Source organism: Deferrisoma sp., from assembly GCF_054681715.1.
The window spans coordinates 14,422-41,301 of the sequence record NZ_BAAHFQ010000005.1 but is presented as its reverse complement, the minus strand read 5'-3'; the positions used below and the strand labels follow the sequence as shown (position 1 = coordinate 41,301).

Here is a 26,880-nt window from a genome sequence, read left to right as displayed (position 1 = left end):
GTGTCTCACCTCCGTGTCGGGGAGTAGGTGTGGTAGTGCTCCTTTTCACGAACCGTGAGAATAGATCCAACTAAAATGGTTGTCAACCCTGGGGCGCCAGAAAAAGGGCGCCCCCGCCGAAGCGGGGGCGCCGGGGTTTCGCAAACGGGGCGGCTCAACGCGGGGAGTCGTGTTCCGCGATGAACCGCTCTGCCTCCCGTACGTTCTCCACCGAACCGGCGAAGAAGGGAACCCTCTGGTGGAGCGATTCCGGCACTACGTCCAGCACCGGACCCGTGCCGGTGCTGGCGGCACCGCCCGCCTGCTCGCACAGGAACGCCATCGGGGCACACTCGTAGAGGAGCCGGAGCTTGCCGTGGGGTTTGCGGGGGTCCTTGGAGTCGGCCGGGTACATGAAGATGCCGCCCTTGAGGAGCGTCCGGTGCATGTCGGCCACCATCGACCCGATGTACCGGGCGCCGTAGGGCCGGCCGGAGGCCGAGTCCTTTTCCTTCATGTACGACACAAATCGCCGCACCCCCTCCGACCAGTAGGGGAAGTTCCCCTCGTTCACCGAGTAGGTCTTGCCCCGGGCCGGGATCCGGATGTCCGGGTGGCTCTTCAGGAACTCGCCCACGGAGGGGTCGAGGGTGAACCCGTGCACGCCGTTCCCGGTGCTCAGCACGAGCATGGTGGAACTCCCGTACACCACGTAGCCCGCGGCCGCGAGCTTGCGGCCCGGCTGCAGGAGGTCGTCGGGCGTGCCCTCGTCGCCCTCGGACACCCGGCGGTGGATCGCGAAAATCGACCCGATGCTCACGTTCACATCGATGTTGGACGACCCGTCCAGGGGATCGAGGGCTATAGCATATTTGGCTTTGCGCCATTTCGGCGGGAACACCACCGGTTCGGCCAGTTCCTCGCTCGCCAGGATGCAGAAGTGCCCGCTGTTGCGAAGCACCGACATCCAGACCTCGTTGGCGTACCGGTCGAGTTTCAGGACCTCCTCCCCCTGCACGTTCCGGTCGCCGGTGTAGCCCAGGATGTCCACCAGGCCCGCCTTGTTCACCTCCCGGGAGATCACCTTGGCGGCCCAGGCGATCTGGTTCAGGATGTCGCTGAACTCGCCCGTTGCCTCCGGGTGAACCTGCTGCTCCTCCCAGATGTGCCGCGTGAGCGTGATGCCGAGTCCCCGTCCGTCCATGCTCGTTCCTCCCGTGGAAAGGCTGAAACGCTGGAAAGCCAGGAGGTTGGGAAGCCGGAAGGCGAACCATCCGCTGTTCCGGCCCGTTCCGGGCCTCCTGGGGAAAAAGCACTCTGCCCCCTGCCGCCTCCGTGATCTCCGTGTCCTCCGTGGTGGATCCCCTGGCGCGCGACCCACTTGGTGGAACCGGGGCGGTTAGGTCCCCTCCCCGAACTCCACCCACACCGGGGCGTGGTCCGAGGGGCGCTTCCACCGCCGGGGGGAAAGGTCCACCCCCGCGTCCGTGCACCGGCCCGCCACCGGAGGGGTCGCCAGCACGTGGTCGATCCGCAGACCCTGGTTCTTCCAGAAGGCGCCTCCCCGGTAATCCCACCAGGTGTACAGTTCCTCTCCGGGGTGGAGCCGGCGCAGGCAGTCCTCGAGCCCGAAGTCCCGCAACCGGCGGAGGGCATCTCGTTCCGGTTGGGAGAACAGCACCCGGCCCTCCCAACTCGCCGGATCGTAAACGTCCTGGGGTTCGGGGGCCACGTTGAAATCCCCCGCCAGCACGAGTTCGTCCCCCGGGGTGAACTCCCGGTCCAGATACTCCCGCAAGGCCTCGAAGAACGCGAGCTTGTAGCCGAATTTTTCCGACCCCACCGCCTCGCCGTTGGGCGCGTACACCGAGATCACCCGGAGGCCCTCCACGGTCACCGCTAGGAGCCTCCGCTCCCGGTTCAGGGGGTGATCGTCCGAAAGGTGGGGAAACCCCACCACGGGATCGGCCAGGGGCAGCCGGGACAGCACGGCAACCCCGTGGTAGCCCTTCTGCCCCGCAACCGCCAGGTGGATGCCCCGTTCCTCGAACGGCTCCCGGGGGAAGGCGTCGTCCTCCACCTTGATTTCCTGCAGGCACAGGACGTCGGGGCGGCGCCGATCCCAGTACCGGAGCACGTGTTCGAGCCGGGCCCGCAGGGAGTTCACGTTCCAGGTGGCCAGGACCAAGACGACCTCCGGGATGGGCAGGCGACGGTGGACCACGTGCTTGAATAGCAAACCGGGGCGCCCGTGCCAAGGAGGGACCCTCCGCCTGGCGTGGAGCGGACCGGACCCCTATACTGCCAACCCATGCTCACGCGAACGCGCTGGAAGGTGCAGGAGATCCCGGCCGAGCCGGGGGAGGCGGAGGGGCTGTGGGCGGCGGCCCGGGAGGGCGGTGCGACCGGGGCCGTGACGTCCTGGGGGAGCAGGATTCCTGGCCGGCGATTTCTCCGCGTCTTTTGGGAGGTCCGCGAGGACGCGCCCGTCCCGAGCGAGGGGGAGGATCTGGAGGAGGAGAACTGGACGCCGTACTGGCGTCAGACCCTGCGCGCGGTGCCCGTGGAACAGGGGATATGGCTGGTGCCGGCCTGGACGGAGCCCCCGAACGAGGCCGAGGGAACCGTTCTGCGGATCGACCCGGGCATGGCGTTCGGCGCCGGCGACCACCCGACCACCCGGCTTTGCCTGCGGCTGCTCCGGGAACTCGCCGGGGCAGGCCGGCTGCCCGATCGGGTCCTCGACGTGGGCACGGGCACGGGGGTTCTGGCCCTTGCCGCCGCGGTCTGGGGCGCCGGGGAGGTGATTGCCCTCGACATCGACCCCTTCGGGTTTGCCGCCTGCCGCCGGAACGCCCGGTTGAACGGTCTCGAGGATCGGGTGCGGCCCCTCCTGCTGTCTCCGGATCTGCTCCGGGGCCGGTACCCGTTGGTGCTTGCGAACATCGTGGCCTCCCAGTTGCGAACCCTCGCGCCGGACCTGCGCCGGTTCCTGGCCCCGGCCGGCCGGCTCGTGGTGAGCGGGTTTCAGGCGGAGGAGGCGGACGGGGTGGCCACCGCCCTGGGGCTCCCGTTGGAGGAGCGCCGGGAGGAGGACGGGTGGGTCGCCCTGGTTCTGGCGGGTCGGGAGGAGGAACCGTGACGGCCCAGGTGATTCCGCTCCTGCCGCGACGGCGGATCGAGGCGGAGATGCTCGCGCGGGTGTACCGGGTGCTCTGCCCCCAGGTGGGCCCGGAGAAGGCCCTGGCCGTGATCCGTTCTGCAGTGGAGGGCGCGGCCGAGGCGGCCGGCCGGGAGTTCGCGGCCGCGGCCGCCGAAGGGCCGTGCCTGGCGCACTTCGCCACAGTCGTGGACCGGTGGCGCCAAGGCAACGCCCTCGAAATCGAGGATTTTCGCCTCGGGGAGCGGGAGCTGTCGTTCCGGGTGACCCGGTGCGCCTACGCCGAGCTCTACCGCTCGATGGGGCTTTCCGAAACCCTCGCCCACACCCTCTCGTGTTCCAGGGACGCGGCCTTCGTCCGGGGCTACCACCCGGAACTTCGGATGGAGCGGGAGGGAACGATCGTGGAGGGCCACGGGGCGTGCCGGTTTCGGTTCCTATGGGGTTGCTCGGCGTAGCGCCGTCGGCCGCCCCGGATCAGCCCCATCGCCACAGGCCGAGAACCACCAGGACCCCCAGGGCCACGACGAGGTTCGCGTAGGACAGCACGAGGAACACCCGCTTCGCGGGATGCCGCCGTTCGTCTCCTTCCTCGAGGGCGGGCCACGAAGGGAACCCTTCGAGCTTTTCCGGGCCGTGGGGCGCGTGGGCGAGGGCCTCGGTGAGATCCTGCCCCGCCCGGTGTCGACGCACGTGGACGCCGTCGGCCCACCGGGGGCTTCGGGTGAGGTCGTAGATCCGGTCGCCCACCCGCACCCAGGCCGGCCGGCCTTCCTGGCCGTCGTTCTTCTGCCAGGCGCCCTGGAGCCGTTTGAGCCGGGGGCTCAGCACCAGGGTCACGAAGGCTGCGGAGACGACGAGGAACAGGAAAAGCCCGATCTTGACGAGCAAGAGTCGGCCCGACTGGGTCGCCAGCAGGGCCGAGGGGTGGTGGAACCGCATTTTCGTCAACGGCACGCCCGTGGCCGCCAAGAGCGCCATGGAGACCCAGGCCAGCCGCATCTCGGCCTTGGGCAGCCCGCCCAGGGCGTACCGGGGCCTCAAGATCAGGTGCACGTAGAAGATCGTCCCGAACCACACCACCGCCGTGGTGAGGTGGACGAATCCCAGGACGAACCGAAGGACCTTGACCGGGCCGGACCAGGCCGAGCGCTTGACCTCCCCGGGAACCGGCCACCGGTACCCCCCGGCCGAAAAGGCCTCCCCGGTGGGCGTGAGGGGGCCGCCGCCCCCCGGGTCGCGGTGGCACAGGGCGCAGTCCTGGCCCGTGCGCTCCGCGTACTCCTCGGTGGACAGGCCCGGAGAGGACCAGCCGATGGCGAGGGCGATGCCCATGACCAGGATCGAAAGCCCTCGGCGCATGGTAAACCCCTTTCTTCGACGCGGCGGCACGGGGAGCGCCCCGTGAATAGCACCGGTAGGCCGGCCGACACAAGGCGTTCCGACCGGGCGGGCCCAAGGCCCGCCCCCCATCCCGAAGTGGAGGTGACCCATGACCTACGAAACCATCCGGTTGGACCGGGACGGCCCGGTGGCCCTCCTCACGCTGAACCGACCCCAACAGATCAACGCCCTGAGCCTCAAACTCATGAACGAGGTGCTCCACGCGCTGGAGGTCATCGCGGCCGACCGGGAGGTGGGGGCCGTGGTGATCCGGGGCGCGGGCAAGCACTTCTGCGCCGGCCATGACCTCTCCGAGATGACCGGTCGCGACGTGGTGGCGTATCGGGAGATCTTCGACACCTGCACCCGGATGATGAACCGGATCCAGTCGATCCCCCAGCCGGTGATCGCCCAGGTGCACGGGGTGGCCACCGCGGCGGGGTGTCAGCTCGTGGCCACCTGCGACCTGGCCGTGGCCGAGGAGGGGGCCCGGTTCGCGACGCCAGGGGTGAAGATCGGGCTCTTCTGCTCCACCCCGATGGTGGCCCTGAGCCGAGCCGTCGGGCGCAAAAAGGCCCTCGAGATGCTTCTGACCGGGGAGTTCCTCGACGCGGCCGATGCCCGGGCGTTCGGGCTCGTGAACCGGGTGGTGCCGGCCGAGCGCCTGGCCGAGGAGACCCTGGCCCTGGCCCGGAAGGTGGCGGCCGCGAGCCCGCTCACCGTGGGGCTGGGGAAGCAGGCCTTCTACCAGCAGATCGACATGCCCCAGCCCCAGGCCTACGCCTACGCCAAGGAGGTCATGAGCCTCAACGCCCTGGCCGCGGACGCCCAGGAGGGGATGTGCGCGTTTCTCGAGAAGCGGGCGCCCAAGTGGCAGGGCCGGTGAGCCGTTCGGCCTGGGAGCGATGGAAGCCGGCCGCCAGGGCCCGGACCCACGCCCTGGCGGCCGCGGTGCTCTGGACGCTCGTCGGCTTGGGGCTCGCGACGGCCGGGATCGTGTGGACGGCCGGGGGCCTCGGGGTGTGGGGGTGGGTCTCGGGGCTCGCGGCGGTGGGCGCAGGCGTCGCCAAGGCCCGGGTGGCCCTGGAGCCCACGGCCCGCAAGGCCCTGGTGCGGATCCGCACCAGGGGGGACGGCCGATGCCTCGGCGGGTTCTTGTCTTGGAGATCCTGGCTCTTCGTGGCCGCCATGATGGGGCTCGGGGCCGTCCTCCGCCGTAGCCCCGTGCCCCGGGGCCTCCTGGGGTTCGTCTACCTGGCCGTGGGCACCGGACTCGTGTGGGCGAGCCGGGAGTTCTGGGCCGGAGCCCGGCGGCTTTGACACGGGCCGCCCGTCGGGTAGGTTGACACGGGTACCTTCCCTACCCCTTCCCTACGGAGGCGACGTCCATGGCCACCGAGCAGGTCTGTTACCCGCGGGTCAAGAATGTCGGGCTGCGGGGTGTCACCGTGGCCGACACGAAGGTGAGCTTCATCGACGGGAAGGAAGGAATCCTCATCTACCGGGGCTACCGGATCGAGGACCTGGCCCGGTACAGCACCTACGAGGAGGTGGCCCACCTTCTGATCCACGGCCATCTTCCGTCGAAGGCCGAACTCGAGGCGTTTTCGGCCCGGCTGCGCAGCGCCCGGGCCGTGCCGGGTGCGACGGTCGAGAGCCTTCGGCTGCGGCCGGCGTCGGCCTCGCCGATGGACGTCCTCCAGGGTGCGGTGGCGTTTCTGGCGGACCACGACCCGGATCTCGGGGCGACGGAGAAGGGGGCCGTGCGGGCCCAGGCCGAGCGCCTCGTGGCGCGGCTGCCCGGGGTGGTGGCGGCCTGGGACCGGATCCGAAAGGGTAAACCCCTGCCCGAGCCCCGGGACGACCTGGGCCACGCCGCCCAATTCCTCTACCAGCTCACCGGCGAGGTCCCGGACCCGGAGACGGCCCGGCTCTTCGACGTGTGTCTGCTCCTGCACGCCGACCACACCTTCAACGCCAGTACGTTCGCGGCCCGGGAGGTGGCCAGCACCCGGGCCCACCTGTACGCGGCCGTGGGGGCGGCCGTGGGGGCGCTTTCGGGCGAGCTCCACGGCGGGGCCAACACCCGGGTGATGGCGATGCTCCGGGAGATCGGGTCGGTGGAAGCCGCGGAACCCTACGTCAGGGCCAGGCTCGACGCCGGTGAACGGATCATGGGCATGGGCCACGCCGTGTACAAAACCCTGGATCCCCGGGCCCGGATCCTCAAGGATATGGCCCTTCGCCTGGCCGAACGCACCGGAGACCGCCACTGGCTCGACCTTGCGGAACGGGTGCGCGAGGTGACCCAACGGGAGTTCCGGGAGCGCAAGGGAGCCGAGATCTACCCCAACGTGGATTTCTACTCGGCGCCGGTCTACTACCAGATGGGGATCGAGCCCGACCTGTTCACCCCGGTGTTCGCCCTGGGGCGGGTGGCCGGCTGGGCGGCCCACGTGATCGAGGAGAAGTTCGCCGAGGCCCAGGAAAAGCCGGCCCTCTACCGGCCCAAGGCCGAGTACGTGGGCGAGTACTGTGGTCCCCAGGGGTGCGTCTACGAACCCCTGGAGGCGCGGGAGAGGGGGGCATGACGGCAGAACGTCCAGAGGTGGTCTACATCCCAGGCGACGGGATCGGCCCCGAGGTGATGCCGGCGGCGATCGAGGCGATCGAGACGGCGGTCAGGGGCGCCTACGGCGGGGCCCGGGCCATCCGGTGGACCGAGGCGGCAGCCGGGAAACGGGCCATGGACGAGGCGGGTTCCCCCTTGCCTGAGGCCACCCTCGACGCCATCCGGCGGGCCCGGGTGGCCCTGAAGGGCCCCCTGGAGACGCCGGTGGGGGGCGGGATCCGAAGCCTCAACGTGGCCCTGCGGAAGATCCTGGATCTCTACGCCTGCGTGCGCCCCGTGCGGTATTTCCCCGGCGTGCCCTCGCCCCTCAAGAACCCGGAACGGGTGAACGTGGTGATCTTCCGGGAGAACACGGAGGATGTGTACGCGGGGTACGAGTGGCAGGAGGGTACCCCCGAGGCCCTGCGGGTGATCCGGTTCCTGAACGACGAGATGGGCTGCGAGATCCCCGAGGACTCGGGGGTCGGGATCAAGCCCATGAGCGTCACGGGGTCGAAACGCCTCGTGCGGATGGCGATTTACCACGCCCTCGAGCAGGGTCGGCGGGTGGTGACCCTGGTGCACAAGGGCAACATCATGAAGTACACGGAAGGGGCGTTCCGGCGGTGGGGCTACGAGGTGGCCGCCCAGGAGTTCGCCGAAAAGACCGTGGTGGAGGCCGAGCTGGGGGATGGCGGCCCGCCGCCGGGCTCCGTGGTGGTGAACGACCGGATCGCCGACGCCATGTTCCAGGAGCTCATCCTCCGGCCCGAGCACTACGAGGTGCTCGCGCTGTCCAACCTGAACGGCGACTACATGTCGGACGCAGCGGCGGCGCTGGTGGGCGGACTGGGGCTCGCGCCGGGCGCCAACATCGGCGACGAGTACGCCGTGTTCGAGGCCACCCACGGCACCGCCCCCGACATCGCGGGCCAGGGCAGGGCAAATCCCGGAAGCCTGATCCTTTCGGGTGCGATGCTCCTTCGGCACCTGGGCTGGGCCGAGGCGGCCGATCGCCTGGAGGCGGCTGTGGCGAGGGTGCTCGCCGCCAAGCGGTTCACCCCCGACCTGGCGGCCCAGGTGGAGGGGGCGGAGCGGCTGTCCACCGAGGCCTTCGGCCGGGCCGTGGCCGCCGAGGCGGCCTGAGCACCGTCGGGCCCCCTCCTTGACTTCGCTTCCCCCCCTGTACTATGGTGCCGGCGCTCTGAAATATCGTAATATTTCTCATGTTTTTCTAATTCTGCTCGGGGGTCTCGTGACGGCCAACGCGACGGGTGTACGCATCTGGGCGCTGCTCCTCGCCCTCGGATGGCTCGTGACCGGCAGCGCGCCCCCCGCCGGCGCCAAGGTGTACATCGACATCAACGCGCCGGCGCTCCGGCCCGTGCCGGTGGCTGTGCCCCTCCTGCGCAAGGAGGCAGGGGTATCGGGCGAGCCCCACCGGGTGATCGCCGAGGTGCTGCGGTGGGACCTGGGGTTCGCGGGGCTGTTCGAGGTGGTGGATCCGCGGGCCTACCTGGAGGACCCCCAGCGGGCGCCGCTCCAGCCCGACGCCGCCGGGTTCGCGGACTGGATGGCCATCGGGGCGGAGCTCCTGATCAAGGGGAGGGTGCAGCCGGGGGAACTGGGCCTTTCGGTGGACCTGTGGGCCTACGACGTGCTCCGCCGGAGCTTCATCCTGGGGCGCCACTACGACGGCCCGGGTGAGTCCGCGCGCAGCATCGCCCACCGGTTCGCCAACACCCTGCTCGAGGAGTTCACGGGCACCCCGGGTCCGTTCGGGTCCCGGATCGCGTACGTCGTGGGGGTGGGGCGGGGCAAGGAGCTCGCCCTGGTGGACATGGACGGGGCGAACCCCGTGCGGCTCACCCGGACCGGGTCCCTCAATTTGAACCCCTCGTGGTCGAGGGAAGGTGGGTTCCTCTACTACACCTCCTACGTGCTCGGGGAGCCGGATCTCTACCTGCTCGACCTCTCGGACGGCCGATCTTGGGTGGTGTCGCGGCGAGGGGGGATCGATCTGGGGGGCCGGGATTCGCCCGACGGTACCGAGATCCTGATCACGCTGTCGGAGAACGGCAACTCCGAGATCTACCGCATGGAGAAGGCCACCCGCCGACTCGTGCGACTCACCCGCAGCCGCGCCATCGACGTGGCGCCGGCCTGGTCGCCCGACGGCCGCCAGGTGGTGTTCGTGTCGGACCGCATGGGGAACCCCCACATCTTTGTCATGAACCGCGACGGGGGGGACGTGCGGCGGTTGACCTACGCGGGCACCCACAACGGCGACCCCGAGTGGTCGCCAAGGGGCGACTGGATCGCGTTCACGGGCAAGGACGACCGAGGCCGGTTCCAGGTGTATCTCGTGGATCCCCGGGGTCGGGAGGTCCGGCAGTTGACGTTTGGGGCCTGGGACACCTACGATCCCACCTGGTCCCCCGACGGGCGGTTTCTGGCAGTGACCTCGAACCGCGAGGGGGAGAAGGCTGTGTACGTGTTCCGGGTCGGCGGCCAGGAGTTCCGCCGGGTCACCCCCCGGGGCGAGGTGGCCGAGCAGCCGGCCTGGGGCCCGGCGGTCCAGTGATCCCGGAGCCGGGGTGCGGGGGGGGGGGCGGCTTCGAGGCGACGACCCGCCCGGGAGGCGGGGGCCCCGGGCGATACGGACCCCACGGCGGGCCCTTCGGGGGGCGCTGGTGGGCGTTCCGCGGTCGGGCGTTTTGACGTTCCATCTTGTCTGCCGCTTGGTGCAGGACGACGAAAAGGAGGATCGTGACATGGGTCGGATGACACTGCGATGGGCCGTGGTGGGGATGCTGTTGGCCGCGTTGGCCGTGGGGGGATGCGCCAAGAAGCAGGTGCGCCAGGAGGGCGAAACGGCGGCCCCGGCGGCGAAGGTGACGCCCGTGAAGCCGGCGCCCGCCCCCAAGCCGGTGGTCCGGGAGACGCCGAAACCCGCGCCCGCGCCCGAGCCTCCGCCGGCTCGCACCGGCGCGGTGGAACCGGCGCCCGAAAAGCCCGTGGAGGGGGCGGGGCTCGCGCGGGAGACGACCCCGGGGCTCGAACGGATCCATTTCGATTTTGACAAGGCCGTGATCCGGCCCGATGCCCAGGAGGTGCTGCGGAAGAATGCCGAGTACCTGCAGCAGAACCCGGGGGTGCGCATCCGCATCGAGGGGCACTGCGACGAGCGGGGGACCACCGAGTACAATCTCGCCCTCGGGGAACGGCGGGCCAAGGCCGCGTTCCAGTACCTGATGGACCTCGGCATCGACCCTAACCGGATGAGCGTGGTGAGCTACGGCGAGGAGATGCCGCTCGATCCGCGCCACAACGAGGAGGCCTGGGCCAAGAACCGCCGGGCCGAGTTCGTGGAGGTGGGGCGGTAGATGCCGTCCGTGTTCGGTCGCGGGAAGGCCGTGGGCAGGGCCCTGGCGGGGGTCCTGCCCACGCTTGTGCTCCTTGGGGCCTGCGCGCAGATCCCCACCCGGGACGATGTGGCCCGGCAGGACGCGCGGTTTGCCGCTTTGGAAGAGCGGTTCCTCAAGCTCGAGCGGGCGCTGAGCGAGGCGCGGGCCACCGAGAAGGTCCCTGCGGCGCCCGACTACGGGCCCCGCCTGGCGGAGCTCGGCCAGCAGATCGAGGCCTTGGACGCCCAGGTTCGGACGCTCCTCGGCCGCGTGGACGCGCTGGAGAAGCGGCCGGCCCCCGCGATGCCCGGGGATCGGCTGGAGGCCCTGGAGCGGCGGCTCGACGACCTCGGGAAGCGGGTGGCCGCGCTCGAGGCGAGAACGGCGGCTGCGGCGCCGTCCGCAACGCCGGCTCCGACACCCGCGCCGCCAGCGGCCGCGGCCGAGCCCCTCAAGCCGGAGCCGGCGCAGCCCCGGGGCTCGGCCCAAGAGCTCTACGACAGGGCGTATGCCCTCTACAAGGAGGGCAAACACGCCGAGGCCCGGGAGGCGTTCCAGCGGTTCATCGAGCTCTACCCCAAGACCGACCTCACCGACAACGCCTATTTCTGGATCGGCGAGAGCTATTACGACCAGCGGGAGTTCGAGAAGGCGATCCTCGCGTACGACAAGGTGGTGCAGGAGTTCCCCCGGGGGGACAAGGTCCCGAGCGCGCTCCTCAAGCAGGCCTTCGCCTTTGACGCCATCGGCGACCCGGTGGACGCCCGCATCCTGCTAAAGAAGCTCCTCCGGGAGCATCCCTCCTCGGAACAGGCCGCCATCGCCCGCAAAAAGCTGGAGATGCTGGGGGAGTGAAGGTGACGCCCCGTCGCCGCTCCATCCTCCCGCGGCTTCAGGACGACGACCCCGAGGTGCGTCGGGTTGCCGCCGAGGCCTTGGACCGCCTCGACCTCTTGGAGCGCCTGTCGCAGGCGGTGCGGGAGGCCTCGGCGGGGGGCGAGGAGGAGTGGGTGGCGCTCCTGCGGGCGCTCGAGGGGGTGCGCGACGACCTGGGGCTGCGGTTCGCCGTGCGCGGGCTGGGCCACGCCCAGCCCGGGGTGCGAGTGGCGGCGCTCCGGGTGGTCGAGGCCTACCGGGACTGGCGGGTCACCCCCAGGGTGGTGGAGCGGTTGGCCGACGAGGAACCGCTCGTCCGGGTCCGGGCGGCCGAAGTCCTGGGGGACCTGGGCGACCGGCGGGCGGGCCCGGCCCTGGCCGAACGACTCGACGACCCGTCGCCTTCGGTGCGGGCGGCCGCGGCCCGGGCGGTGGGGCTCCTCGGGTTCCAGCCGGCGGTGGCTCCGCTCACCCGGTTGGCGGCGGATGCGGACGCAGCCGTTCGGGCCGCCGCCGTAGAGGCCCTGGGCCGCATCGGGCTCAGCGGCGAACCCGGGCCAGAACCTCGTGGGGCCGGATCCCGTGGACCAGCGGGTCCACCCACCGAACCACCTCCCGGCCGGTGATGGGCCGGACGACCTGCTCCCCCGGCGGAAGCGGCCGGCCGGTGGGATCGACCACCACACACACCTCGCCCACCTCTCCGATAGCGGTCAGCCGGGTCACCACGGCCACCTCCCCGCTCGTCAACCGCACCGCCGACCCCACCGGCACGGTGCCGATCGCCTTCCGGAAGGCCTCCACGGCCTCCGGGTCGAAGTTCTTCCCCGAGAGCCACTGCACCTGGGACACCGCCTCGGGAAGCGGAAGGGGCCGGCTGTACGGGCGGTGGGTCGTCATGGCGTCATAGGCGTCCACCACCGTGACGATCGGGCTCAACCGGTCGAGCCGGTAGCCGGGAGGGCGGTCCGGATACCCGCCGCCGTCGTGGTGCATGTGGTGTTCGTAGACCAGCCGGGCGACGCCGGGGGGAAGCCCGTCCATGGCTTCCAGGAGTTGACGGCCCAGAACGGGGTGGCGCCGCATGGCCGCCCACTCCGTGGGATCCAGGTGCCCGGGTTTGCGGACGATCTCGGCAGGGGTCCGGGTTTTTCCGATGTCGTGGAGAAGCGCCCCCACGCCTAGACGCTCGGTTTCCCCTGTGCCGACCCGTAATTGCTGGCCCAGGGAGAGGGCTAGGAGGCACACGTTCACGCTGTGGTGGAACGTGTAGCGATCGTAGCTCTTGAGGAGCGCGAGGCCTTGGCCCACGGCGGGATCCTCTTCCAAGATCTTCACGAACGACTGGACGCACCGGCACGCCCGTTCGGGATCGGGGATCCGCCCCTCCTGGGCTTCCCGGTACGCGACCTCCAAAGCGTCCAGAGCCTCGAGATAGGTGCGTTGCCCCCGCTTCCAGGGATCCCCCTCGTCTACCTTGGTCAGGCGCACGTGGCGCCCTTCCCACGGCGCCGGGTCGGAGCCGGTGAGCCAGGCGAGGAACCGCCCCACCTCGGCCCCGGTGGCCCTCGGCCCGATCTCCACGGCCTCGACGTCTCGGGCCGCGAACCACCGGACCAGGTCCGCCGCGACCGGGTCTTCGGGGAGCCAGGTGACGCCGCCCAGCAAAAGGTGCGAGGGGGTCTTGGCGAGGAGCAAGGGTTCGCCGGGGGCCAGGGCTTCGGCCAACTCCCGGTCGAGGGCCTGCAGGGCCCGCACCACCGCCGTGTGCCCGGACGGGTAGAGGGTTTGGGCCTTGGCCGCGCCCACGAGGCTTCTCAGGAGGCGGTCGGCTTGGCCGGGAAACAGCGCGCCGCTCAAGATTCTGCTCCTCCGTCCCGGGCCGCGGCGATCGCCCGGCGGGCGGCCGCGCGGAGCCGCGGGCTTCCGGTTTCGGCTACGCGCTCCAGGGCTGCCAGGGCCTCTTCGCCCCCCAGATCGCCGAGCGCCTGGATCGCAGCCTCCTGGATCTCCTCCCAGCGCGCCCTGCGCAGCCAGGGACGCTTTCGGACGATCCGCAGGAGCCGTGGCACCGACTCCCGGTGGCCGATCCGGCCCAGGGCCCGCAGCACGGCCGGCTTCAGGTCCCAGTGGGGGGCCCGGACCGGGATCCCGTCGTAAAGCTTCCAGAGGGCTTCGGCCATGGCGGCCGACCGCCGGGCCGTCGCCGCGGAGATCGCCATCAGGCGCACCGACGGGTCAGGGTCCTCGAGGAGCTCCCGGATCCGGTCCTCGGCCTCGGGGAGCGGCGAACGGCCGAGCATCCGGGCGGCTTCGCGCCGGATCCGGGGGTCCGGGTCGGCGCTTGCGCGCAGCATCCCCTTCACGGCCTCGGGCGTACCGATACCGCCCAGGATCGTCACCATGTTGCGCACCACGTACCACCGCTGGTCCTCGAGCATCTTGAGGGCCACGGGAACCACCGGTTCCCCGATGCCTACCAAGATCTCCACCAGCCGCCGTCTGCCGAGGCGGCGTTTTTCGGCCACGAGGGCGTTCACCAAGGGCACCACCGCGGTTTTTCCGAGCGCCCTGAGCACATAAGCCCCGGCCTCGGCGTCGGCCTCCGAGGTCTCCCCGGCCACCCGGCCGATGAGCCATTCGAGGAACTCGCCCCTGAGGAGCATCCGGATGGTGTCGAGCAGATAGTCCCGCCGGACCTCGTCCCCCAGGGCGTCCATGCCCTGGGCCTCTCGGAAGAGGAACAGGATCACGTCGTAGGCCTCCCGGAACCGCTGCATCTCGGTGTAGTCGCCCACGAACCGGGCCACCTCCTCGAGCACCGCCAGGAACCCCGGCACGCTCTCTTCCTGGCCGAGGCGCATGAGGAGGTCGAACACCCGCTTTTCCCGGGGGCCCCGTTTGCCGAGCGCCCCCCACCGGGCCTGGAGCGCCGGGTCGGCCAGGGCCTGGGGGACCCGGTCAGACGGGAGCGGTTGCCCCCACGCGGTGGGCCTGCGCGGCTCCGGCCGGTTCGGGGCTGCCACCGCGCGAGCCGCCGTGATCTCGAGGTGAGCCGCGTACAGGCTCCTGGCCCACAGGGCCGCGAGCCCTCCCTGGGGGGCGAGGGTGTCCGGGCTCGCGGCCAGAAGGTCCACCAGGTGGGCGAAGGCGTCCTTCGAGCAGGGCCGGAGCACCCGCAACCCGCGAAGCCCGTGCCGGCCCAACAGGCGGGCCAGTCCGGTAACCGCCGGATTCCGGGTGCCCACGGGCTCGTCGCCGAGCCAGAGTTTTCCGTCCCGAAACTCGAGCCCGGGCTCGGCCCAGCGGTAGTCCTCCTCCGCCTCCCGCCAGGACCGGTACGCCTGCTGGAGAATGCCGGCGAGTTGGGGGTGTCCCTGGGGGTAGAACTGCCGCGCCGATACGGCCCGGTGCAGGCTGGCGAGGGCCGCCTCGATCTTGGCCGGGGGAAGCACGAGCCGGTTATCGGGCACAGGGGTGGGTTCCATGCAGTTCGGCTTTCTTGTTCGGGTTTTTGGGCCTGTGCTAGAGTGTCTGGGAAACCGAAACGATCATCCTTCCCGGGCTCCTCCCACGGCGCCGGGTTGTCTCCTCTTGCCGGACGGTATCCTTTCCATGGGCAAAACGGCCCGCTGGTGTCTGGCCGCCGCGGCGGTCCTCGCGGTCGTCGGGGGCGCGGCAGGCCTCCTCCTGCGACAAGTCCTCGCCGATCTCCCCGACGCGACCTCCCTGCGGCGGTACCGGCCCCCCCTGACCACCACGGTATGGAGCCGGGACGGCGTGCTCCTGGCGGAGTTCTACCAGGAGCGGCGCAAGCTGGTCCAGGTGGAAGACCTCCCCGCCCACGTGGTACGCGCCTTCCTCGCCGCTGAGGACAGTGAGTTCTTCTCCCACGAGGGCGTGGACCTGGCCGGCATCGTGCGCGCCGCCTGGACGAACCTCCGGGCCGGCCGCGTCGTGCAGGGCGGGAGCACCATCACCCAGCAGGTGGCGAAATCGCTCCTCCTGAGCCCCGAGCGAAGCCTCCAACGCAAGATCCGCGAGGCGGTCCTGGCGGTACGGATCGAACGGGACCTCACGAAGGACGAGATCCTGCGGCTTTACCTCAACCAGATCTACCTCGGCCACGGCGCCTACGGGGTGGAGTCGGCCGCTGAGGTATATTTCGGCATCTCGGCGAAAGAGTTGAGCCTCGCCCAGGCTGCGCTGCTGGCCGGGCTGCCCCAGGCGCCGAGCCGGTACGACCCCTACCGGCACCCGGAGCGGGCCTTGGAGCGGCGCCGGTACGTCCTGGGCCGGATGGCCGAGGAGGGGTGGATCCTGGAGGAGGAGGCCGCCGCCGCGGCCGAGGAACCGCTGGAGTTGGCCGGATACGAGAACCCCTTCGGCCGCGTGGCCCCTTACTATGCGGAGCACATCCGTCGGCTCTTGGTGAAGCGATACGGGGAGAACGCGGTGCTGAGGGGGGGGCTCACCGTGGTGACGGCCCTGGACGCGCGGCTCCAGGCCGCGGCCCAGGAGGCGCTCCGCCGGGGTCTCGAGGCCGTGGACCGGAGGGGAGGGTTCCGGGGCCCGGTGGGCCACGGGGACCCGGCCGATCCCGGCCCGTTTGGGGAAGGCCCGGCCCCTGCCCCCGGGAGCCGGGTCCAGGGCCTCGTGGTAGATGTGTCGGAGGGGGGGGCCGCGGTGCTCGTGGGGGGACTCAGGGTCCCGATGCCCGCCGAAACCATGGGGTGGGCCCTCCCCCGCGGCAAGGGGCCCACGGATCTGCTCCGGCCCGGCGACGTGGTGTGGTGCGACATCGAGGACGACGGGGCCGGGGGGCTCACGGCCCATCTGGCCCAGGAGCCCGAGGTGGAAGGGGCCCTCGTGTGCCTCGACCCCCACACCGGGGAGGTCCTGGCCCTGGTGGGGGGATACGACTTCCGACGGAGCCAGTTCAACCGGGCCGTGCAGGCCCGGCGCCAGCCGGGTTCGGCCCTCAAGCCCCTTCTGTATGCGGCGGCCCTGGCCAAGGGGTACACCCCCGCTACCCTGGTCTACGACACCCCGGTGGTGTTCGGGTCGCCCGACCTGCCGGAGAAATGGAAGCCCCACAACTACACGGAGCGGTTCTACGGGGCCACGACCCTGCGCGAGGCGCTCGTGCGTTCGCGAAACGTGGTCACCGTGAAGGTGCTCCAGGACATCGGGGTGGGATACGGGGTGTCGTTCCTGAAACGACTGGGCCTACGGGCCGAGATCCCGGCCGACCTCTCGGTGGCGCTAGGCTCCCCGGCGGTGAGCCCGCTGGACCTTGCCGCCGTGTACACCGCGTTCCCCTCGGGAGGCCTCCGGCACGACCCGGTGTTCCTGCTCCGGGTGGAGGACCGGGACGGCAACGTGCTCGAGGCCTTCGAAGAGCCCGCAGGCGACCCCGTGCTGGACCCGGCCCTGGCCTATGTGATGACCGACATGATGCGGGGCGTGGTGCGGGAGGGCACCGGGCGGGCGGTTCGGGCGCTGGGCAGGCCGGCCGCCGGAAAAACCGGCACCACCAACGACTACCGGGACGCCTGGTTCGTGGGGTTCACCCCGGACCTCCTGGCCTTGGTCTGGGTGGGGTACGACGACAACCGAAGCCTCGGCCGCAAAGAAACCGGAGGCCGGGCCGCGGCGCCCATCTGGCTCGCCTTCATGCGGGAGGCGCTCCGGGGCCGGCCGAAGGCCGATTTCCCGGTGCCCCAGGGCGTGGAGTTTGCAAGGGTCGACGCGGAGACCGGAAAACTGGCCGGCCCCGGATCCCGAAAGACGTTTACGGCCGCGTTCGTGAAGGGCACGGTCCCCGAGGCCCCGCCTGCGGCCGCGCCCCGTGAGGAGGCGGAACCCGCCGTTCCCGTGGGCCGCGCGGTGGACCCCCGCGATCCGGCGGCCCTGGAGCTCCTGCGATGAACAATCCCCAGCCCCTGACCGATCGTCACCGCCGCCGCATCAACTACCTGCGGATCTCGGTCACCGACCGGTGCAACCTGCGGTGCCGGTACTGCATGCCCGAGGAAGGGGTGCCGTCGCTTCGGCACGAGGACGTGCTGTCCTACGAGGAGTTCCTGCGAGTCGCCCGCGTGGCCGTGCGGCTGGGGATCGAAAAAATCCGGGTTACCGGCGGAGAACCCCTGGTCCGCAGGGGGATCGAGGCGTTCCTGGCGCGGCTCTCGGCCCTGGAGGGCCTGCGGGATCTGGCGCTCACGACGAACGGGGTGCTCCTGGCCGAACGGGTGGAGGCCCTCCAACGGGCCGGCCTGCGCCGCGTGAACGTGAGCCTCGACACCCTCAGGCCCGACCGGTTCGAGCACATCGCCCGTCGGCCGGGGTTGGAACGGGTGCTCGCCGGCATCCGGGCGGCACGGGATGCAGGGCTTCGGCCGGTCAAGGTGAACGTGGTGGCCATGCGGGGGGTGAACGAGGACGAGATCCTCGATTTCGCCGCCTTTGCCCGGGACGAGGGGGTGGAGGTGCGGTTCATCGAGTTCATGCCGGCCGGGGCCGACTGGGAGGAGGCCCGGGTCGTCCCGGCTCGGGAGATCCTGGAGGTGCTCTCGACCCTGGGGCCCCTCGTGCCCCGGGCCAATGGGTCCCACGGCGGGCCGAGCCGGGTGTTCGAGCTCCCCGGCGGGGGAACCGTGGGCGTCATCAGCCCGCTGAGCGATCACTTCTGCGGCTCGTGCAACCGCATGCGGATCACGGCCGAGGGGAAACTCCGCACCTGCCTCTTTTCCCGGGATGAGATCGATCTGAGGCTCGTGCTGCGGTCGGGCACGGACGACGCCGAGCTCGCCCGGGTGCTGCGGGACGCCGTCTCGGCCAAGCCCCCGGGCCACGGCATCGCGGCCGCCCCCGACGGCCCCCGGGACCGGCCCTTTATGCACAAGGTGGGGGGGTAAGGAAAGGCGCGAACGCGCGGACGCGAAGCGAGCCCCGTTGCCTCCCAGTTCCCCCGAGGGGGTTACTTTGCCCGGGCGACCGGGTAGGGCACCCGGCCGCGGTCCAGGAGGTAGTGCTTGGGGTTGACGTATTTGCCGTCCACCTTGACCGAGTAGTGAAGGTGGGGGCCGGTGGACCGGCGGCCGCTGGAGCCCATGGTGGCGATCCGATCGCCGCGCTTGACCCGCTGGCCCCGCTTCACGAGCACCTTGTCTAGGTGCCCGAAAATGGTCCGGATGCCGTTGCCGTGGTCCAGGGTGATCGACCGGCCGAGGTTCCGGTCACGCACCACGCGCACCACTTTACCGTCGGCGGGGGCCACGATCGGGGTGCCCTTGCGGCCGGCCATGTCGATGCCGTTGTGGAACTCCCTCTTTCCGGTGAACGGACTCCGGCGCCAGCCGAATCCCGAGCTGATCCAGTGCTCCCCGTCCACCGGGGTGATCGCCGGGATCGCGTCCCAGGAGCGTTTCTGGGCCTCCACGGCCCGGGCAAGATCCCCCAGGTCCGTGGCCAGGGACCGCACGTCATCCAGGAGCCGGGGGGCCCGGGTGCCGGGTGCGGCGTCCTCCTCGGCCTGAGCCGTGCGGTCGGCCGGCGAGACCGCGTCAATCGCTACGTCGCCGAGGCTGCCTTTCCCGCCTCCTTCTTCGGCGGGGAGTTCCGTCGCCGAATCCTCGCCCGTATCGGTCTCGAGGCCCAGCCAGGACCGGATCTTTGCTTCCTCCGCCCGCACCCGGGCGAGGCCCTCCCTGACCTGTTCCATCTCGGTCCGGGCCGCGGCGAGCCGCTCGGCCAGTTCGGCCCGTTCGCCCTCCACTCGGGCCAACCTCTCCCGCAGGGCCGCGCTTTCCGCCTGCAACCGGAGTGCGGTGGCCGTGCCGACCACCGCCAGCAGCACGGCGGCCAGAACGACGCCCAGGCTGACCAGGAGAAACCGGCGAGAGAGCACCAGCCGGTTCGCCTCGCCCGTGGCCCGGGAGGTCCAGGAGAGGGTTACGAAATCGGACTTTTGGTCCATGGGAATCCTCGCTGAGGCAATCTCCGGCCTCCCCCCGGATCGGCCGAAAAACGGCCGGCATTTCTTACCACAGGGGTCCTTCGATGTCCATTTCACGGGGCGTCTCCCCCACCCGTGCTGCAAACCGCGGGCCCGGTCAGAGGGAAGCGTCCTGTTCGCAAGAACAGGAACGTCCGCTGTTCGGTCACAGAGGGATCGCCCGTGCCAGGGGTCAGAAGACAGAAGACAGACGACAGAGGACAGGGCCTTTCTGGCATCTGCCCTCCGAACGTTAGCCCCTGATTCGGTGCCACTCCCACAGGGTGTGGCACGGGAGAGGACGCCGGAGTCCCAAAGGTTCTTGGCCGCCTAGCCGCCAAGCAGCCCAACCGCCCAGCGGAAGTCACTCGGCTGGCTCGATGGAGGGGGTGCGGGCGAGCACGAGCACATCCACCGCTGCCGCGCCGGCCGCCAGGCAGGCCGCCGCGGCCGCCCGGGCCGTGGCCGTGGTGGTGGCCACGTCGTCCACCAGGAGAACGCTCCCGTCCAGCCGCTCCGCGGCCCGGTAGGCTCGGGCGGTTTGGCGGAACCGATCGGGGGCCGACCGGCCCACCAGGTCCGGGGCGGTCGGGTCCTTCGCAAGGGCGCGGGGGCGCCAGGGGGCCCCGCTGTGGTGCGCCACCGCCCGCGACAGGATGCCGGGCAGGTCGAACCCCCGGCGCAGGAACGCGGGCCGGGCCGGGGGGACCGGCACCACGGCATCGTAGTGCTCTTCGGGATAGTGGCGCTCCAGCGCCTCCCGGGCCCACCGGACCAGGGTGGACCGCACCTCGATCCGACCCCCGTATTTCATGGCCTGGATGAGATCGGCCGCCGCCCCCCGGTAGGCGGCCCAGGCCCGGAGCCGGCGGAACGGGGGCGGCGCGGCGAGGCAACGGGGGCAGGGATGGGAGGCGGTCTCGCCGGGGTAGGGCAGGGAGCACGTGGGACACCACGGCTCCCCGAGGAGGTCGAGGCTTACGGAGCAGTCGGGGCAAAGGCCCGTGGGGCCGGGAGCCGATCCGGCGCACCGGGGGCACAGGGGCGGCACCACCACGTCGAGCACCGCGCCCCAGGCGGCGCGGGCGAGGGCCCGGATCACCCCGCCACGAGGTCCTCCCCGGTCATGGGGTCGGGCTTGGGAATCCCGAGCACCCGGAGCAGGGTGGGCGCCACGTCGGCCAACCGCCCGCCCTCGCGCAGCCGCAGGCCCGGCCGGTCCGGGTCCGAGAAGATGCAGGGCACACGGTTCGAGGTGTGGGCCGTGTGGGGCTGGCGGTGGGGCTCGTCCCACATCTCCTCGGCGTTTCCGTGGTCGCCCGTGATGAGGAACGCGTACCCCTCGTCCCGGAGGGTCGCCACCACCTCCCCCACGCAGCGGTCCACCGCCTCCACGGCCCGCACGGCGGCCTCGTAGACCCCGGTGTGGCCCACCATGTCCAGGTTCGCGAAGTTGACCACGACGAGCCCGTAGGCGCGCCTCCGGATCTCCTGGACCAGGCGGTCCTTCACCGCGAAGGCGCTCATCTCGGGCTTCTGGTCGTAGGTGGCCACGTCCCGGGGGCTCGGGATCAGCACCCGGTCTTCCCCGGGGAAGGCGGTTTCCTCCCCGCCGTTGAAGAAGTAGGTCACGTGGGCGTACTTCTCGGTCTCGGCGATCCGGAGTTGCTTGAGGCCCGCCTCGGCCACCACCTCTCCGAAGATCTTCTCGAGCCGCTCGGGGGGAAAGGCCACCGGGAGGTCGAAGGTCTCGTCGTAGAGGGTGAAGGTGACGAACCGGCTGAGCCGGGGCCGGTCCGAGGCGTCGAAGGCGTCGAACCCGGGCTGGGTGAACGCCCGGGTGAGCTCCCGGGCCCGGTCGGCCCGGAAGTTGAAGAACACGACGGCGTCCCCGTCGGCCACCCGGGCCACCGGCTGGCCCGCGGGGGTGTGGATGACCCGGGGCACCACGAACTCGTCGGTCTGGCCCTCGGCGTAGGCCGAGCGGACGGCCTCCGCCGCCGAGGGGGCGGGAATCCCCTCCCCTCGCACCAGGGCGGCCCAGGCCTTCTCCACCCGGTCCCAACGGTTGTCCCGGTCCATGGCGTAGTACCGCCCGCTCACCGTGGCGATGGCCCCCACCCCGATCCGGGCGAGCTCCCGCTCCAGGGCCTCGATGTAGCCCAGACCGCTCTGGGGCGGCGTGTCCCGGCCGTCGAGAAAGGCGTGGACGTACACCCGGTCGAGCCCCTGGCGTTTGGCGAGTTCCACGAGGGCGTAGAGGTGCTCCTGGTGGCTGTGGACCCCGCCGTCGGAGACGAGGCCCAGGAGGTGGACCGCTCCGCCGGCCTCCTTCGCGGCCCGGCAGGCGTCCGCGAGGACCGGGTTTTTGAAGAAGCTCCCGTCCCGGATGGCGAGATTGATCCGGGTGTAATCCTGGTACACGATCCGGCCGGCCCCCAGGTTCAGGTGCCCCACCTCGGAGTTGCCCATCTGGCCCTCGGGGAGTCCCACGTCGAGGCCCGAGGCGCCGAGGGTGGTCCACGCCTCGGTGGCGAACAGCCGGTCCAGGTTCGGGGTGCGGGCCCCGGCCACGGCGTTGTGGGTGCCGTCGGGCCGGTACCCCCAGCCGTCCAGGATGATAAGGGCCGCGGGCCTCATGCCGCAGCCTCCCGGGCCACCGGGGTCTTCTCGGTCCGGGGCGGCACGGCCTCGAGGTCGAGTTCGAGGGTGTCGATCCGGGAGCACCCCGGGCACCCCACCTGCCAGATCGCGGTGCGGCGGCCGCAGGCCGAGCAGACGAAGGCGAATCCCGGGCCGTCGGGGCCCTCGCCGGCCACGGCGGCCCGGAACTCGGCGGCCGCCAGGTCGAACGACCGGGCCCGGTGGAGCGCCTCGGCCTTGAGAAGCCGGGCCGTCCGGGTGCCCGCCACCGGGGCGGGCAGGCGGTCGAGGACCTTGAGGGCCTCCTCGTTCTCCTCGAGGTCCAGAAGGAGCCGGGCGAGAAAGAGGGGGCCGGCTTCGTTCTTGCGGCTCAGTTTCTTGAGGGTCTTCGCCAGGTCCTTCTCCGCGCCCCTGCGTTTCGCCTCGTCCACGGCACGCATGAGAAGCCCGGGCTGCCCGGTGGCCTGGTACCCCCGGATCCAGGTCTGGAGGGCCTCGTCCGCCCGGCCCTCGGCCAGGAGCGCCTCCCCCAGGGCCAGGTGGGCCGGGGCGAACCCCCGCTCCGACCGGATCAGTTCCTGGAGCACCGCCACGTCGGGCCGGGCCGGATCGGCCGTGGCCTGGCGGAACCGCATTTCGAGCAACTCCCTTCTCGCCGCAGCCTTGGCCTCCCGGCCCTCGGCCAGGGTCACCAGCTTCTCCTGGACCCGCACCGCCTCGCCCCAGTTGCCGCGCTCCCGGTAGAGGTCGCGCAGCCGCGAGAGCGCCTCGCGGTGGTTCGGGTCGCGTTCGAGCCACCGCCGAAGCACCGCCACCTGGCCCTCGTAGTCCCCCCGGAGCCGGTACACGTCGAGGAGCTGCACGAGGGCCTCGGCGTTGGAGGGATCGCGGGCCAAGAGGTCCTTGAGCACCTTCTCCGCCTTCTCCGTTCGGCCCTCGGCCAGCTCCACCCGGGCCATCTCCAGGGCGACGAGGGCCTCGTCGCCGGCCTTCCGGCGGGCCTGCCGGAGGAGCCGCAGGGCCCGGCGGTGCTTGCCCATGGCCGCCTCGGCGCGGCCGGCCAGAAGGAGCGCCCGGGCCTCGGCCAGCCGCTCGTCGGCCTTGCGGTGGCGCCAGAACCCGAACGACCGCAGGGCCTCCCGAAACGCGCTCAGGCCCATGGCCGCGCCGAACCCGGCCAGGAAAAACAGGAAGATCACCAGGGCGACGCTGGTGGTCACCCGGGTGCCGGGGTAGATCTGGAACTCCACGGACCCCGGGTTCAGGGTGAACACGTACCCGAACGCCACCAGCAGCAACACGATCGCGACGACCGCCAGTTTGTTTTTCACCTCGTCACCCCTTCCGGGGCCTCGGGGCCCCTCGAACCCCGGCACGCGGTCCGGGTCCGTTGTCCGACGGCGCGGGACGACCGGGCAGGCCACGGGCGCCCCCCCGGAGTCGGCCTCCCGGGACGTCTTCCCCGGGGCCTACCCCGCCGGGTTTCCTTCCTTCTCCCTCAGGGCCTTGCACTCCACGCACAGGGTGGCCCAGGGCACCGCCTCCAGCCGGGCGTCCGGGATCAGCTCCCCGCAGTCCTCGCACCGGCCGAAGCTCCCGTCGGCGATCCGCTCCAGCGCCTCCTCGATCTGGCGCAGCCGCTCGCGCTCGCGTTCGCTCAGGTTGAGCAGAACCTGGCGGTTGTACGTGTTCGCCGCGTCGTCTCCCACGTCCTGCACCGCATCGGTGCCCAGGGAGAACCCCTCCTCGCGCAGTTCCTGCACCTCGTCCGCCAGTTCGTCCCGGAGGGCGAGGAGTTTCTGCTTCCAACGTTCAAGCTGTTCCGGCTTCATCGGCCTTATCCCTTTTCGTTGGTCGTTCGTCGGTTCCGGTGATCCGCTGCGGGGCCGTGTACACGTTGAACCGCTCCCCCCGCACGTAGCCCACCACGGTCACGTTGAGGTCCCGGGCGAGTTCGAGGGCCAGGTGGGTGGGCGCCGAGCGCGACACCAGCACCGGACACCCCATCTTGGCCGTCTTGAGCAGGATCTCCGACGAGACCCGGCCCGTGGTGAGGAGCAGGGTCCCGGCCGTGTCCACGCCCTCCAGGAACGCCCAGCCCCCCAGCATGTCCACCGCGTTGTGGCGCCCCACGTCGGTGCGGAAGCAGAGCGTCCGCTCCCCGTCCGACAGGCTCGCGTTGTGGGTCCCCCCGGTCTCCCGGTAGAGGCCCGAGCGCTTCTGGAGTTCCTGCATCCGGCGCAGGATCTGGCCCGGCGCCACCCGCAGCCCGTCCGGGAGGGGCCGGGTCCGGAGCCCGTCCAGGGCCGAATAGAAGGTCGTGCCCTTGCCGCAGCCCGTCGTGACCACCCGGCGGTCCATGAGTTTCAGGAGGGCGTCCACGTCCCGCCGCACCCGCACCCGGACGGCCCCGGGTTCGGCCCGGTACGACTCGAGCTCCTCGCGGGTCTGGAAGAACCCCTCCGACCGCAGGAACCCCAACGCCAGTTCCACGGGGTGGTCCCCGAGGGTGAGGAGGGTCACCACCTCGCGGTCGTTCACGTAGAGGGTGAGGGGCTCCTCCCGCACGACCACGTCGTCGAGCCGGTGAAACCCCCCGTGCTGGTAGCGCACGATCGGCCAGGTCTGGGTTCCCATCGAAGGGTCAGCCTCCGGTCCGCGGTCGTCGGTCTGCGGTCAATCCCCCGCCGGCCCGGGTGGGGCGCGGGCCGGCCGCTGCAGAGGGCAACCCGGTTGCGTTCCCCTCGGGGTTTCCTCCCCCCTCTCGGGCGTTCCGGCCCCTAGCCTCCGGATTCGGCGGCCGGATCCCTCGCTCGCGCCTTGGGTCCGGGCAGGCGCACGTCGCCCCGGCGGGTGGTGATGCGCTTGCCGTCCAGGTACTCGAGGAGCGGGATCGTGTACTTGCGCGTCGTGTTCGTGAACGCCTTGATCTCCGCCACCCCGATCTCGGGTTTCTCCCGGAAAAGCGCCACCACGTGGTCTGCCAGGGCCTCCAGGTCCTCGGTCCGAAAGAGGTAGCCCTCCTTCGTCCGGTGGAGGACCCCCTGCTCCACCAGGTACTCCACCACGGGGCGGACCGTGCGTTCGTCCTCCCCGAGCTCGGCCGCCAGTTGGGCCAGGGTCGGCCCCTCGAACCTGCGCCGCTCCATGACGGAAAGGATCCGCCCCCTCGCGACCTCGTCGGCCGCGTCGAGCTGGGGCACGAACGAGGCGAGCCGCACCGTGTTCCCCTCGGTGGCGATCCGGCCCTCGGCGGCGAGCCGCTCCAGGGTGAACTCCACGAGCTTCGCATCGGCGAACCGGGGCAGGCGGCCCCGCAGTTCCTCGAGCCCCAGCCCCCGGCGCAGGGGGTTTTCCGCGTGGAACCCTTCGAGGATCCTCTCCGCCCGGGTCTCCAGGTCCTCCACCACGGCCCGATGGTGGTGGCGCTGGGCCTTGCGGTCGGTCACGAGCGCGACCCCCGACCGCACGGCCGCCTGGAGGAGTTGGCGGGCCTCGTCGATCGTGCCCCCCAGGGCCACCTGGGCCTCCAGCGGCGTCATGCCCCGGTGGGCCCGGGCCGCCAGGAACTGGGCCAGCCGGTCCGCCGGTTCCCCGAGGTGGAGGACCCGGAGGCTCTCCACGGTTTCCGCCCGTTTGCCCCGGTGCTTGCGGGGCTGGTGGTCGAGCACCACCCCCCCGCCCAGGGTGCGCGCGGGGGAGAAGGCCCGGAGCACGAACCGGTCGCCGGGGCAGGCGACGAACCACTCCGGGCTGCGAAGCTGGGCGTAGGCCGCCTCCCCCGGGGCCAGCCGGTCGCCCTCCTGCAGGGCCACGATGACCGGCACCTCCTGGGCGGCCACGTGGAGCCGCACCCGGGCCCGGTCGGGAAGGGCCCGAACTTCGTGCGGCAGGAGTTCCAGGTGGACGTCCACCATCCGGGTGGGGGCCAGGGTGCCGGGGTGGGCGACCGTGGCGCCACGCTCCAGGTCTTCCACCTCCAGGCCGGCCAGGTTCAGCGCCGCCCGCTGCCCGGCCACGGCCTTGGTCACCTCCCGGCCGTGGACCTGGATGTTCCGGATCTTCGTGGGCCGCACCCGGGGCAGCACCACGGCCTCGTCGTCCCGGCGCGCGGCGCCCGAGATCACCGTGCCCGTGACCACCGTGCCGAACCCCCGGATGGTGAACACCCGGTCCACGGGCAGCCGGAACACGCCCCGGCTGCCCCGGGGCGGGATCTTGGCCACCAGGGCGTCGAGCTCCCGCAGGAGGTCCCCGAGGCCCTGGCCGGTCACGGCGCTCACCGGCACGATGGGAGCCCCCTCGAGGAAGGTGCCCTCGACCGCGAGTTCCACGTCGTCCCGGGCGAGCTCGAGAAGATCGGGGTCCACCATGTCGGCCTTGGTGAGGGCCACCAGGCCGTGGCGCACGCCCAGGAGCCGGCAGATGTCCAGGTGCTCGCGGGTCTGGGGCATCACCCCCTCGTCCGCGGCGACCACCAGGAGCACCAGGTCGATCCCGGCGGCGCCGGCCACCATGTGGCGCACGAACCGCTCGTGGCCCGGCACGTCCACCACCGAGAGCCCGACCCCGCTCGGCAGCTCCAGGTGGGCGAACCCGAGCTCGATCGTGATCCCCCGCTCCTTCTCCTCCTTGAGCCGGTCGGTGTCGATGCCGGTCAAGGCGCGGACGAGCGAGGTCTTGCCGTGGTCGATGTGCCCTGCGGTGCCCAGGGTGAGGCGCGGCGCGTCGGACATGTGCCCCGTCGGGTGAGAGAACGAAAACGCAAGGACCCCCTGGCGAAAGACCGTAGGATGCTAGCAGAGGGCCCCCGGCCCTTCAA

Annotated in this window: 24 protein-coding genes; 12 read left to right on the top strand and 12 right to left on the bottom strand. The window is 71.3% G+C overall.

What is annotated here, in order from left to right; genetic code table 11:
* Window positions 1-154: 154 nt before the first annotated feature.
* Window positions 155-1,183, bottom strand: coding sequence for a class 1 fructose-bisphosphatase (gene fbp / locus ACY0I8_RS01705; protein ID WP_461393308.1), 1,029 nt, complete (start codon window positions 1,181-1,183; stop codon window positions 155-157).
* A 195-nt stretch (window positions 1,184-1,378) separates the two neighbouring features.
* The gene (gene xth / locus ACY0I8_RS01700; RefSeq protein WP_461393307.1) at window positions 1,379-2,218 is read right to left on the bottom strand and encodes an exodeoxyribonuclease III; all 840 of its coding nucleotides are present in this window, start codon (window positions 2,216-2,218) and stop codon (window positions 1,379-1,381) included.
* 72 nt (window positions 2,219-2,290) lie between these two features.
* Between xth and ACY0I8_RS01695 the strand changes: the two genes are divergently transcribed.
* Window positions 2,291-3,121, top strand: coding sequence for a 50S ribosomal protein L11 methyltransferase (locus ACY0I8_RS01695; protein WP_461393306.1), 831 nt, complete (start codon window positions 2,291-2,293; stop codon window positions 3,119-3,121).
* The gene (locus ACY0I8_RS01690; RefSeq protein WP_461393305.1) at window positions 3,118-3,597 is read left to right on the top strand and encodes an L-2-amino-thiazoline-4-carboxylic acid hydrolase; all 480 of its coding nucleotides are present in this window, start codon (window positions 3,118-3,120) and stop codon (window positions 3,595-3,597) included. The genes ACY0I8_RS01695 and ACY0I8_RS01690 overlap by 4 nt, the downstream gene beginning before the upstream one ends.
* Window positions 3,598-3,616: 19 nt before the next feature.
* Here ACY0I8_RS01690 and ACY0I8_RS01685 read toward each other — a convergent pair whose 3' ends face one another.
* The gene (locus ACY0I8_RS01685; RefSeq protein WP_461393304.1) at window positions 3,617-4,501 is read right to left on the bottom strand and encodes a CopD family protein; all 885 of its coding nucleotides are present in this window, start codon (window positions 4,499-4,501) and stop codon (window positions 3,617-3,619) included.
* 130 nt (window positions 4,502-4,631) lie between these two features.
* Here ACY0I8_RS01685 and ACY0I8_RS01680 point away from each other — a divergent pair, with 130 nt between their 5' ends.
* The 8 genes from ACY0I8_RS01680 (at window position 4,632) to ACY0I8_RS01645 (ending at window position 12,042) form a co-directional block, all read left to right on the top strand.
* A complete protein-coding gene (locus ACY0I8_RS01680) occupies window positions 4,632-5,408 on the top strand; it encodes an enoyl-CoA hydratase (RefSeq protein ID WP_461393303.1) in 777 nt (258 codons plus the stop codon).
* Complete coding sequence (locus ACY0I8_RS01675; protein ID WP_461393302.1) at window positions 5,405-5,842, top strand: hypothetical protein; 438 nt, start codon at window positions 5,405-5,407, stop codon at window positions 5,840-5,842. The genes ACY0I8_RS01680 and ACY0I8_RS01675 overlap by 4 nt, the downstream gene beginning before the upstream one ends.
* A 68-nt stretch (window positions 5,843-5,910) precedes the next feature.
* Window positions 5,911-7,113, top strand: a complete 1,203-nt coding sequence (locus tag ACY0I8_RS01670; protein ID WP_461393301.1) for a citrate/2-methylcitrate synthase — start codon at window positions 5,911-5,913, stop codon at window positions 7,111-7,113.
* The gene (icd, locus tag ACY0I8_RS01665) at window positions 7,110-8,279 is read left to right on the top strand and encodes an NADP-dependent isocitrate dehydrogenase (RefSeq protein WP_461393300.1); all 1,170 of its coding nucleotides are present in this window, start codon (window positions 7,110-7,112) and stop codon (window positions 8,277-8,279) included. The genes ACY0I8_RS01670 and icd overlap by 4 nt, the downstream gene beginning before the upstream one ends.
* A 109-nt stretch (window positions 8,280-8,388) precedes the next feature.
* The gene (locus tag ACY0I8_RS01660) at window positions 8,389-9,717 is read left to right on the top strand and encodes a Tol-Pal system beta propeller repeat protein TolB (RefSeq protein ID WP_461393299.1); all 1,329 of its coding nucleotides are present in this window, start codon (window positions 8,389-8,391) and stop codon (window positions 9,715-9,717) included.
* 190 nt (window positions 9,718-9,907) lie between these two features.
* Window positions 9,908-10,519, top strand: a complete 612-nt coding sequence (gene pal / locus ACY0I8_RS01655) for a peptidoglycan-associated lipoprotein Pal (protein WP_461393298.1) — start codon at window positions 9,908-9,910, stop codon at window positions 10,517-10,519.
* Entirely contained in the window at window positions 10,520-11,395 is an 876-nt protein-coding gene (ybgF, locus tag ACY0I8_RS01650; protein ID WP_461393297.1) for a tol-pal system protein YbgF, read from the top strand.
* Between the two features lie 2 nt (window positions 11,396-11,397).
* Window positions 11,398-12,042 (top strand): HEAT repeat domain-containing protein, encoded by a 645-nt coding sequence (locus ACY0I8_RS01645; RefSeq protein ID WP_461393296.1) that lies wholly within the window; start codon window positions 11,398-11,400, stop codon window positions 12,040-12,042.
* On the opposite strand, the gene ACY0I8_RS01640 is transcribed toward ACY0I8_RS01645, so the two are convergent.
* Both ACY0I8_RS01640 and ACY0I8_RS01635 read right to left on the bottom strand, forming a co-directional pair.
* The gene (locus ACY0I8_RS01640) at window positions 11,957-13,276 is read right to left on the bottom strand and encodes an HD-GYP domain-containing protein (protein ID WP_461393295.1); all 1,320 of its coding nucleotides are present in this window, start codon (window positions 13,274-13,276) and stop codon (window positions 11,957-11,959) included. The genes ACY0I8_RS01645 and ACY0I8_RS01640 overlap by 86 nt on opposite strands.
* Window positions 13,273-14,904, bottom strand: a complete 1,632-nt coding sequence (locus ACY0I8_RS01635) for a HEAT repeat domain-containing protein (RefSeq protein WP_461393294.1) — start codon at window positions 14,902-14,904, stop codon at window positions 13,273-13,275. The genes ACY0I8_RS01640 and ACY0I8_RS01635 overlap by 4 nt, the downstream gene beginning before the upstream one ends.
* A gap of 127 nt (window positions 14,905-15,031) precedes the next feature.
* Between ACY0I8_RS01635 and ACY0I8_RS01630 the strand changes: the two genes are divergently transcribed.
* Window positions 15,032-17,347, top strand: coding sequence for a penicillin-binding protein 1A (locus ACY0I8_RS01630; protein WP_461393293.1), 2,316 nt, complete (start codon window positions 15,032-15,034; stop codon window positions 17,345-17,347).
* The gene (gene moaA, locus ACY0I8_RS01625; RefSeq protein WP_461393292.1) at window positions 17,344-18,336 is read left to right on the top strand and encodes a GTP 3',8-cyclase MoaA; all 993 of its coding nucleotides are present in this window, start codon (window positions 17,344-17,346) and stop codon (window positions 18,334-18,336) included. Before ACY0I8_RS01630 ends, moaA begins: the two co-directional genes overlap by 4 nt.
* A gap of 62 nt (window positions 18,337-18,398) precedes the next feature.
* Here the strand turns inward: moaA and ACY0I8_RS01620 are convergent, their stop codons facing one another.
* The 7 genes from ACY0I8_RS01620 to selB all read right to left on the bottom strand — a co-directional run bounded on the left by ACY0I8_RS01620 (window position 18,399) and on the right by selB (window position 26,794).
* A complete protein-coding gene (locus ACY0I8_RS01620; RefSeq protein ID WP_461393291.1) occupies window positions 18,399-19,397 on the bottom strand; it encodes a M23 family metallopeptidase in 999 nt (332 codons plus the stop codon).
* Window positions 19,398-19,779: 382 nt separating this feature from the next.
* Complete coding sequence (locus ACY0I8_RS01615) at window positions 19,780-20,517, bottom strand: double zinc ribbon domain-containing protein (RefSeq protein WP_461393290.1); 738 nt, start codon at window positions 20,515-20,517, stop codon at window positions 19,780-19,782.
* On the bottom strand, window positions 20,514-22,055 hold the full coding sequence (gene gpmI, locus ACY0I8_RS01610) for a 2,3-bisphosphoglycerate-independent phosphoglycerate mutase (RefSeq protein WP_461393289.1): 1,542 nt from the start codon (window positions 22,053-22,055) through the stop codon (window positions 20,514-20,516). The genes ACY0I8_RS01615 and gpmI overlap by 4 nt, the downstream gene beginning before the upstream one ends.
* Entirely contained in the window at window positions 22,052-23,389 is a 1,338-nt protein-coding gene (locus ACY0I8_RS01605) for a tetratricopeptide repeat protein (RefSeq protein ID WP_461393288.1), read from the bottom strand. Before ACY0I8_RS01605 ends, gpmI begins: the two co-directional genes overlap by 4 nt.
* A 138-nt stretch (window positions 23,390-23,527) precedes the next feature.
* Window positions 23,528-23,890, bottom strand: coding sequence for a TraR/DksA family transcriptional regulator (locus ACY0I8_RS01600; protein WP_461393287.1), 363 nt, complete (start codon window positions 23,888-23,890; stop codon window positions 23,528-23,530).
* Window positions 23,871-24,695 carry a formate dehydrogenase accessory sulfurtransferase FdhD gene (fdhD, locus tag ACY0I8_RS01595; RefSeq protein ID WP_461393286.1) on the bottom strand — a complete coding sequence of 275 codons (825 nt, stop codon included), beginning with the start codon at window positions 24,693-24,695 and terminating at the stop codon, window positions 23,871-23,873. Before fdhD ends, ACY0I8_RS01600 begins: the two co-directional genes overlap by 20 nt.
* Window positions 24,696-24,838: 143 nt before the next feature.
* Window positions 24,839-26,794: a selenocysteine-specific translation elongation factor gene (gene selB, locus ACY0I8_RS01590; protein WP_461393285.1), complete on the bottom strand. Its 1,956-nt coding sequence runs from the start codon at window positions 26,792-26,794 to the stop codon at window positions 24,839-24,841.
* Window positions 26,795-26,880 lie beyond the last annotated feature (86 nt).

Coding starts and splice junctions, on each gene's coding strand:
- fbp (WP_461393308.1), bottom strand. CDS start 1,183: ATGGACGGACGGGGACTCGGCATCACGCTCACGCGGCACATCTGGGAG.
- ACY0I8_RS01695 (WP_461393306.1), top strand. CDS start 2,291: ATGCTCACGCGAACGCGCTGGAAGGTGCAGGAGATCCCGGCCGAGCCG.
- ACY0I8_RS01685 (WP_461393304.1), bottom strand. CDS start 4,501: ATGCGCCGAGGGCTTTCGATCCTGGTCATGGGCATCGCCCTCGCCATC.
- ACY0I8_RS01680 (WP_461393303.1), top strand. CDS start 4,632: ATGACCTACGAAACCATCCGGTTGGACCGGGACGGCCCGGTGGCCCTC.
- ACY0I8_RS01670 (WP_461393301.1), top strand. CDS start 5,911: ATGGCCACCGAGCAGGTCTGTTACCCGCGGGTCAAGAATGTCGGGCTG.
- icd (WP_461393300.1), top strand. CDS start 7,110: ATGACGGCAGAACGTCCAGAGGTGGTCTACATCCCAGGCGACGGGATC.
- pal (WP_461393298.1), top strand. CDS start 9,908: ATGGGTCGGATGACACTGCGATGGGCCGTGGTGGGGATGCTGTTGGCC.
- ybgF (WP_461393297.1), top strand. CDS start 10,520: ATGCCGTCCGTGTTCGGTCGCGGGAAGGCCGTGGGCAGGGCCCTGGCG.
- ACY0I8_RS01635 (WP_461393294.1), bottom strand. CDS start 14,904: ATGGAACCCACCCCTGTGCCCGATAACCGGCTCGTGCTTCCCCCGGCC.
- ACY0I8_RS01630 (WP_461393293.1), top strand. CDS start 15,032: ATGGGCAAAACGGCCCGCTGGTGTCTGGCCGCCGCGGCGGTCCTCGCG.
- moaA (WP_461393292.1), top strand. CDS start 17,344: ATGAACAATCCCCAGCCCCTGACCGATCGTCACCGCCGCCGCATCAAC.
- ACY0I8_RS01620 (WP_461393291.1), bottom strand. CDS start 19,397: ATGGACCAAAAGTCCGATTTCGTAACCCTCTCCTGGACCTCCCGGGCC.
- gpmI (WP_461393289.1), bottom strand. CDS start 22,055: ATGAGGCCCGCGGCCCTTATCATCCTGGACGGCTGGGGGTACCGGCCC.
- ACY0I8_RS01600 (WP_461393287.1), bottom strand. CDS start 23,890: ATGAAGCCGGAACAGCTTGAACGTTGGAAGCAGAAACTCCTCGCCCTC.
- fdhD (WP_461393286.1), bottom strand. CDS start 24,695: ATGGGAACCCAGACCTGGCCGATCGTGCGCTACCAGCACGGGGGGTTT.
- selB (WP_461393285.1), bottom strand. CDS start 26,794: ATGTCCGACGCGCCGCGCCTCACCCTGGGCACCGCAGGGCACATCGAC.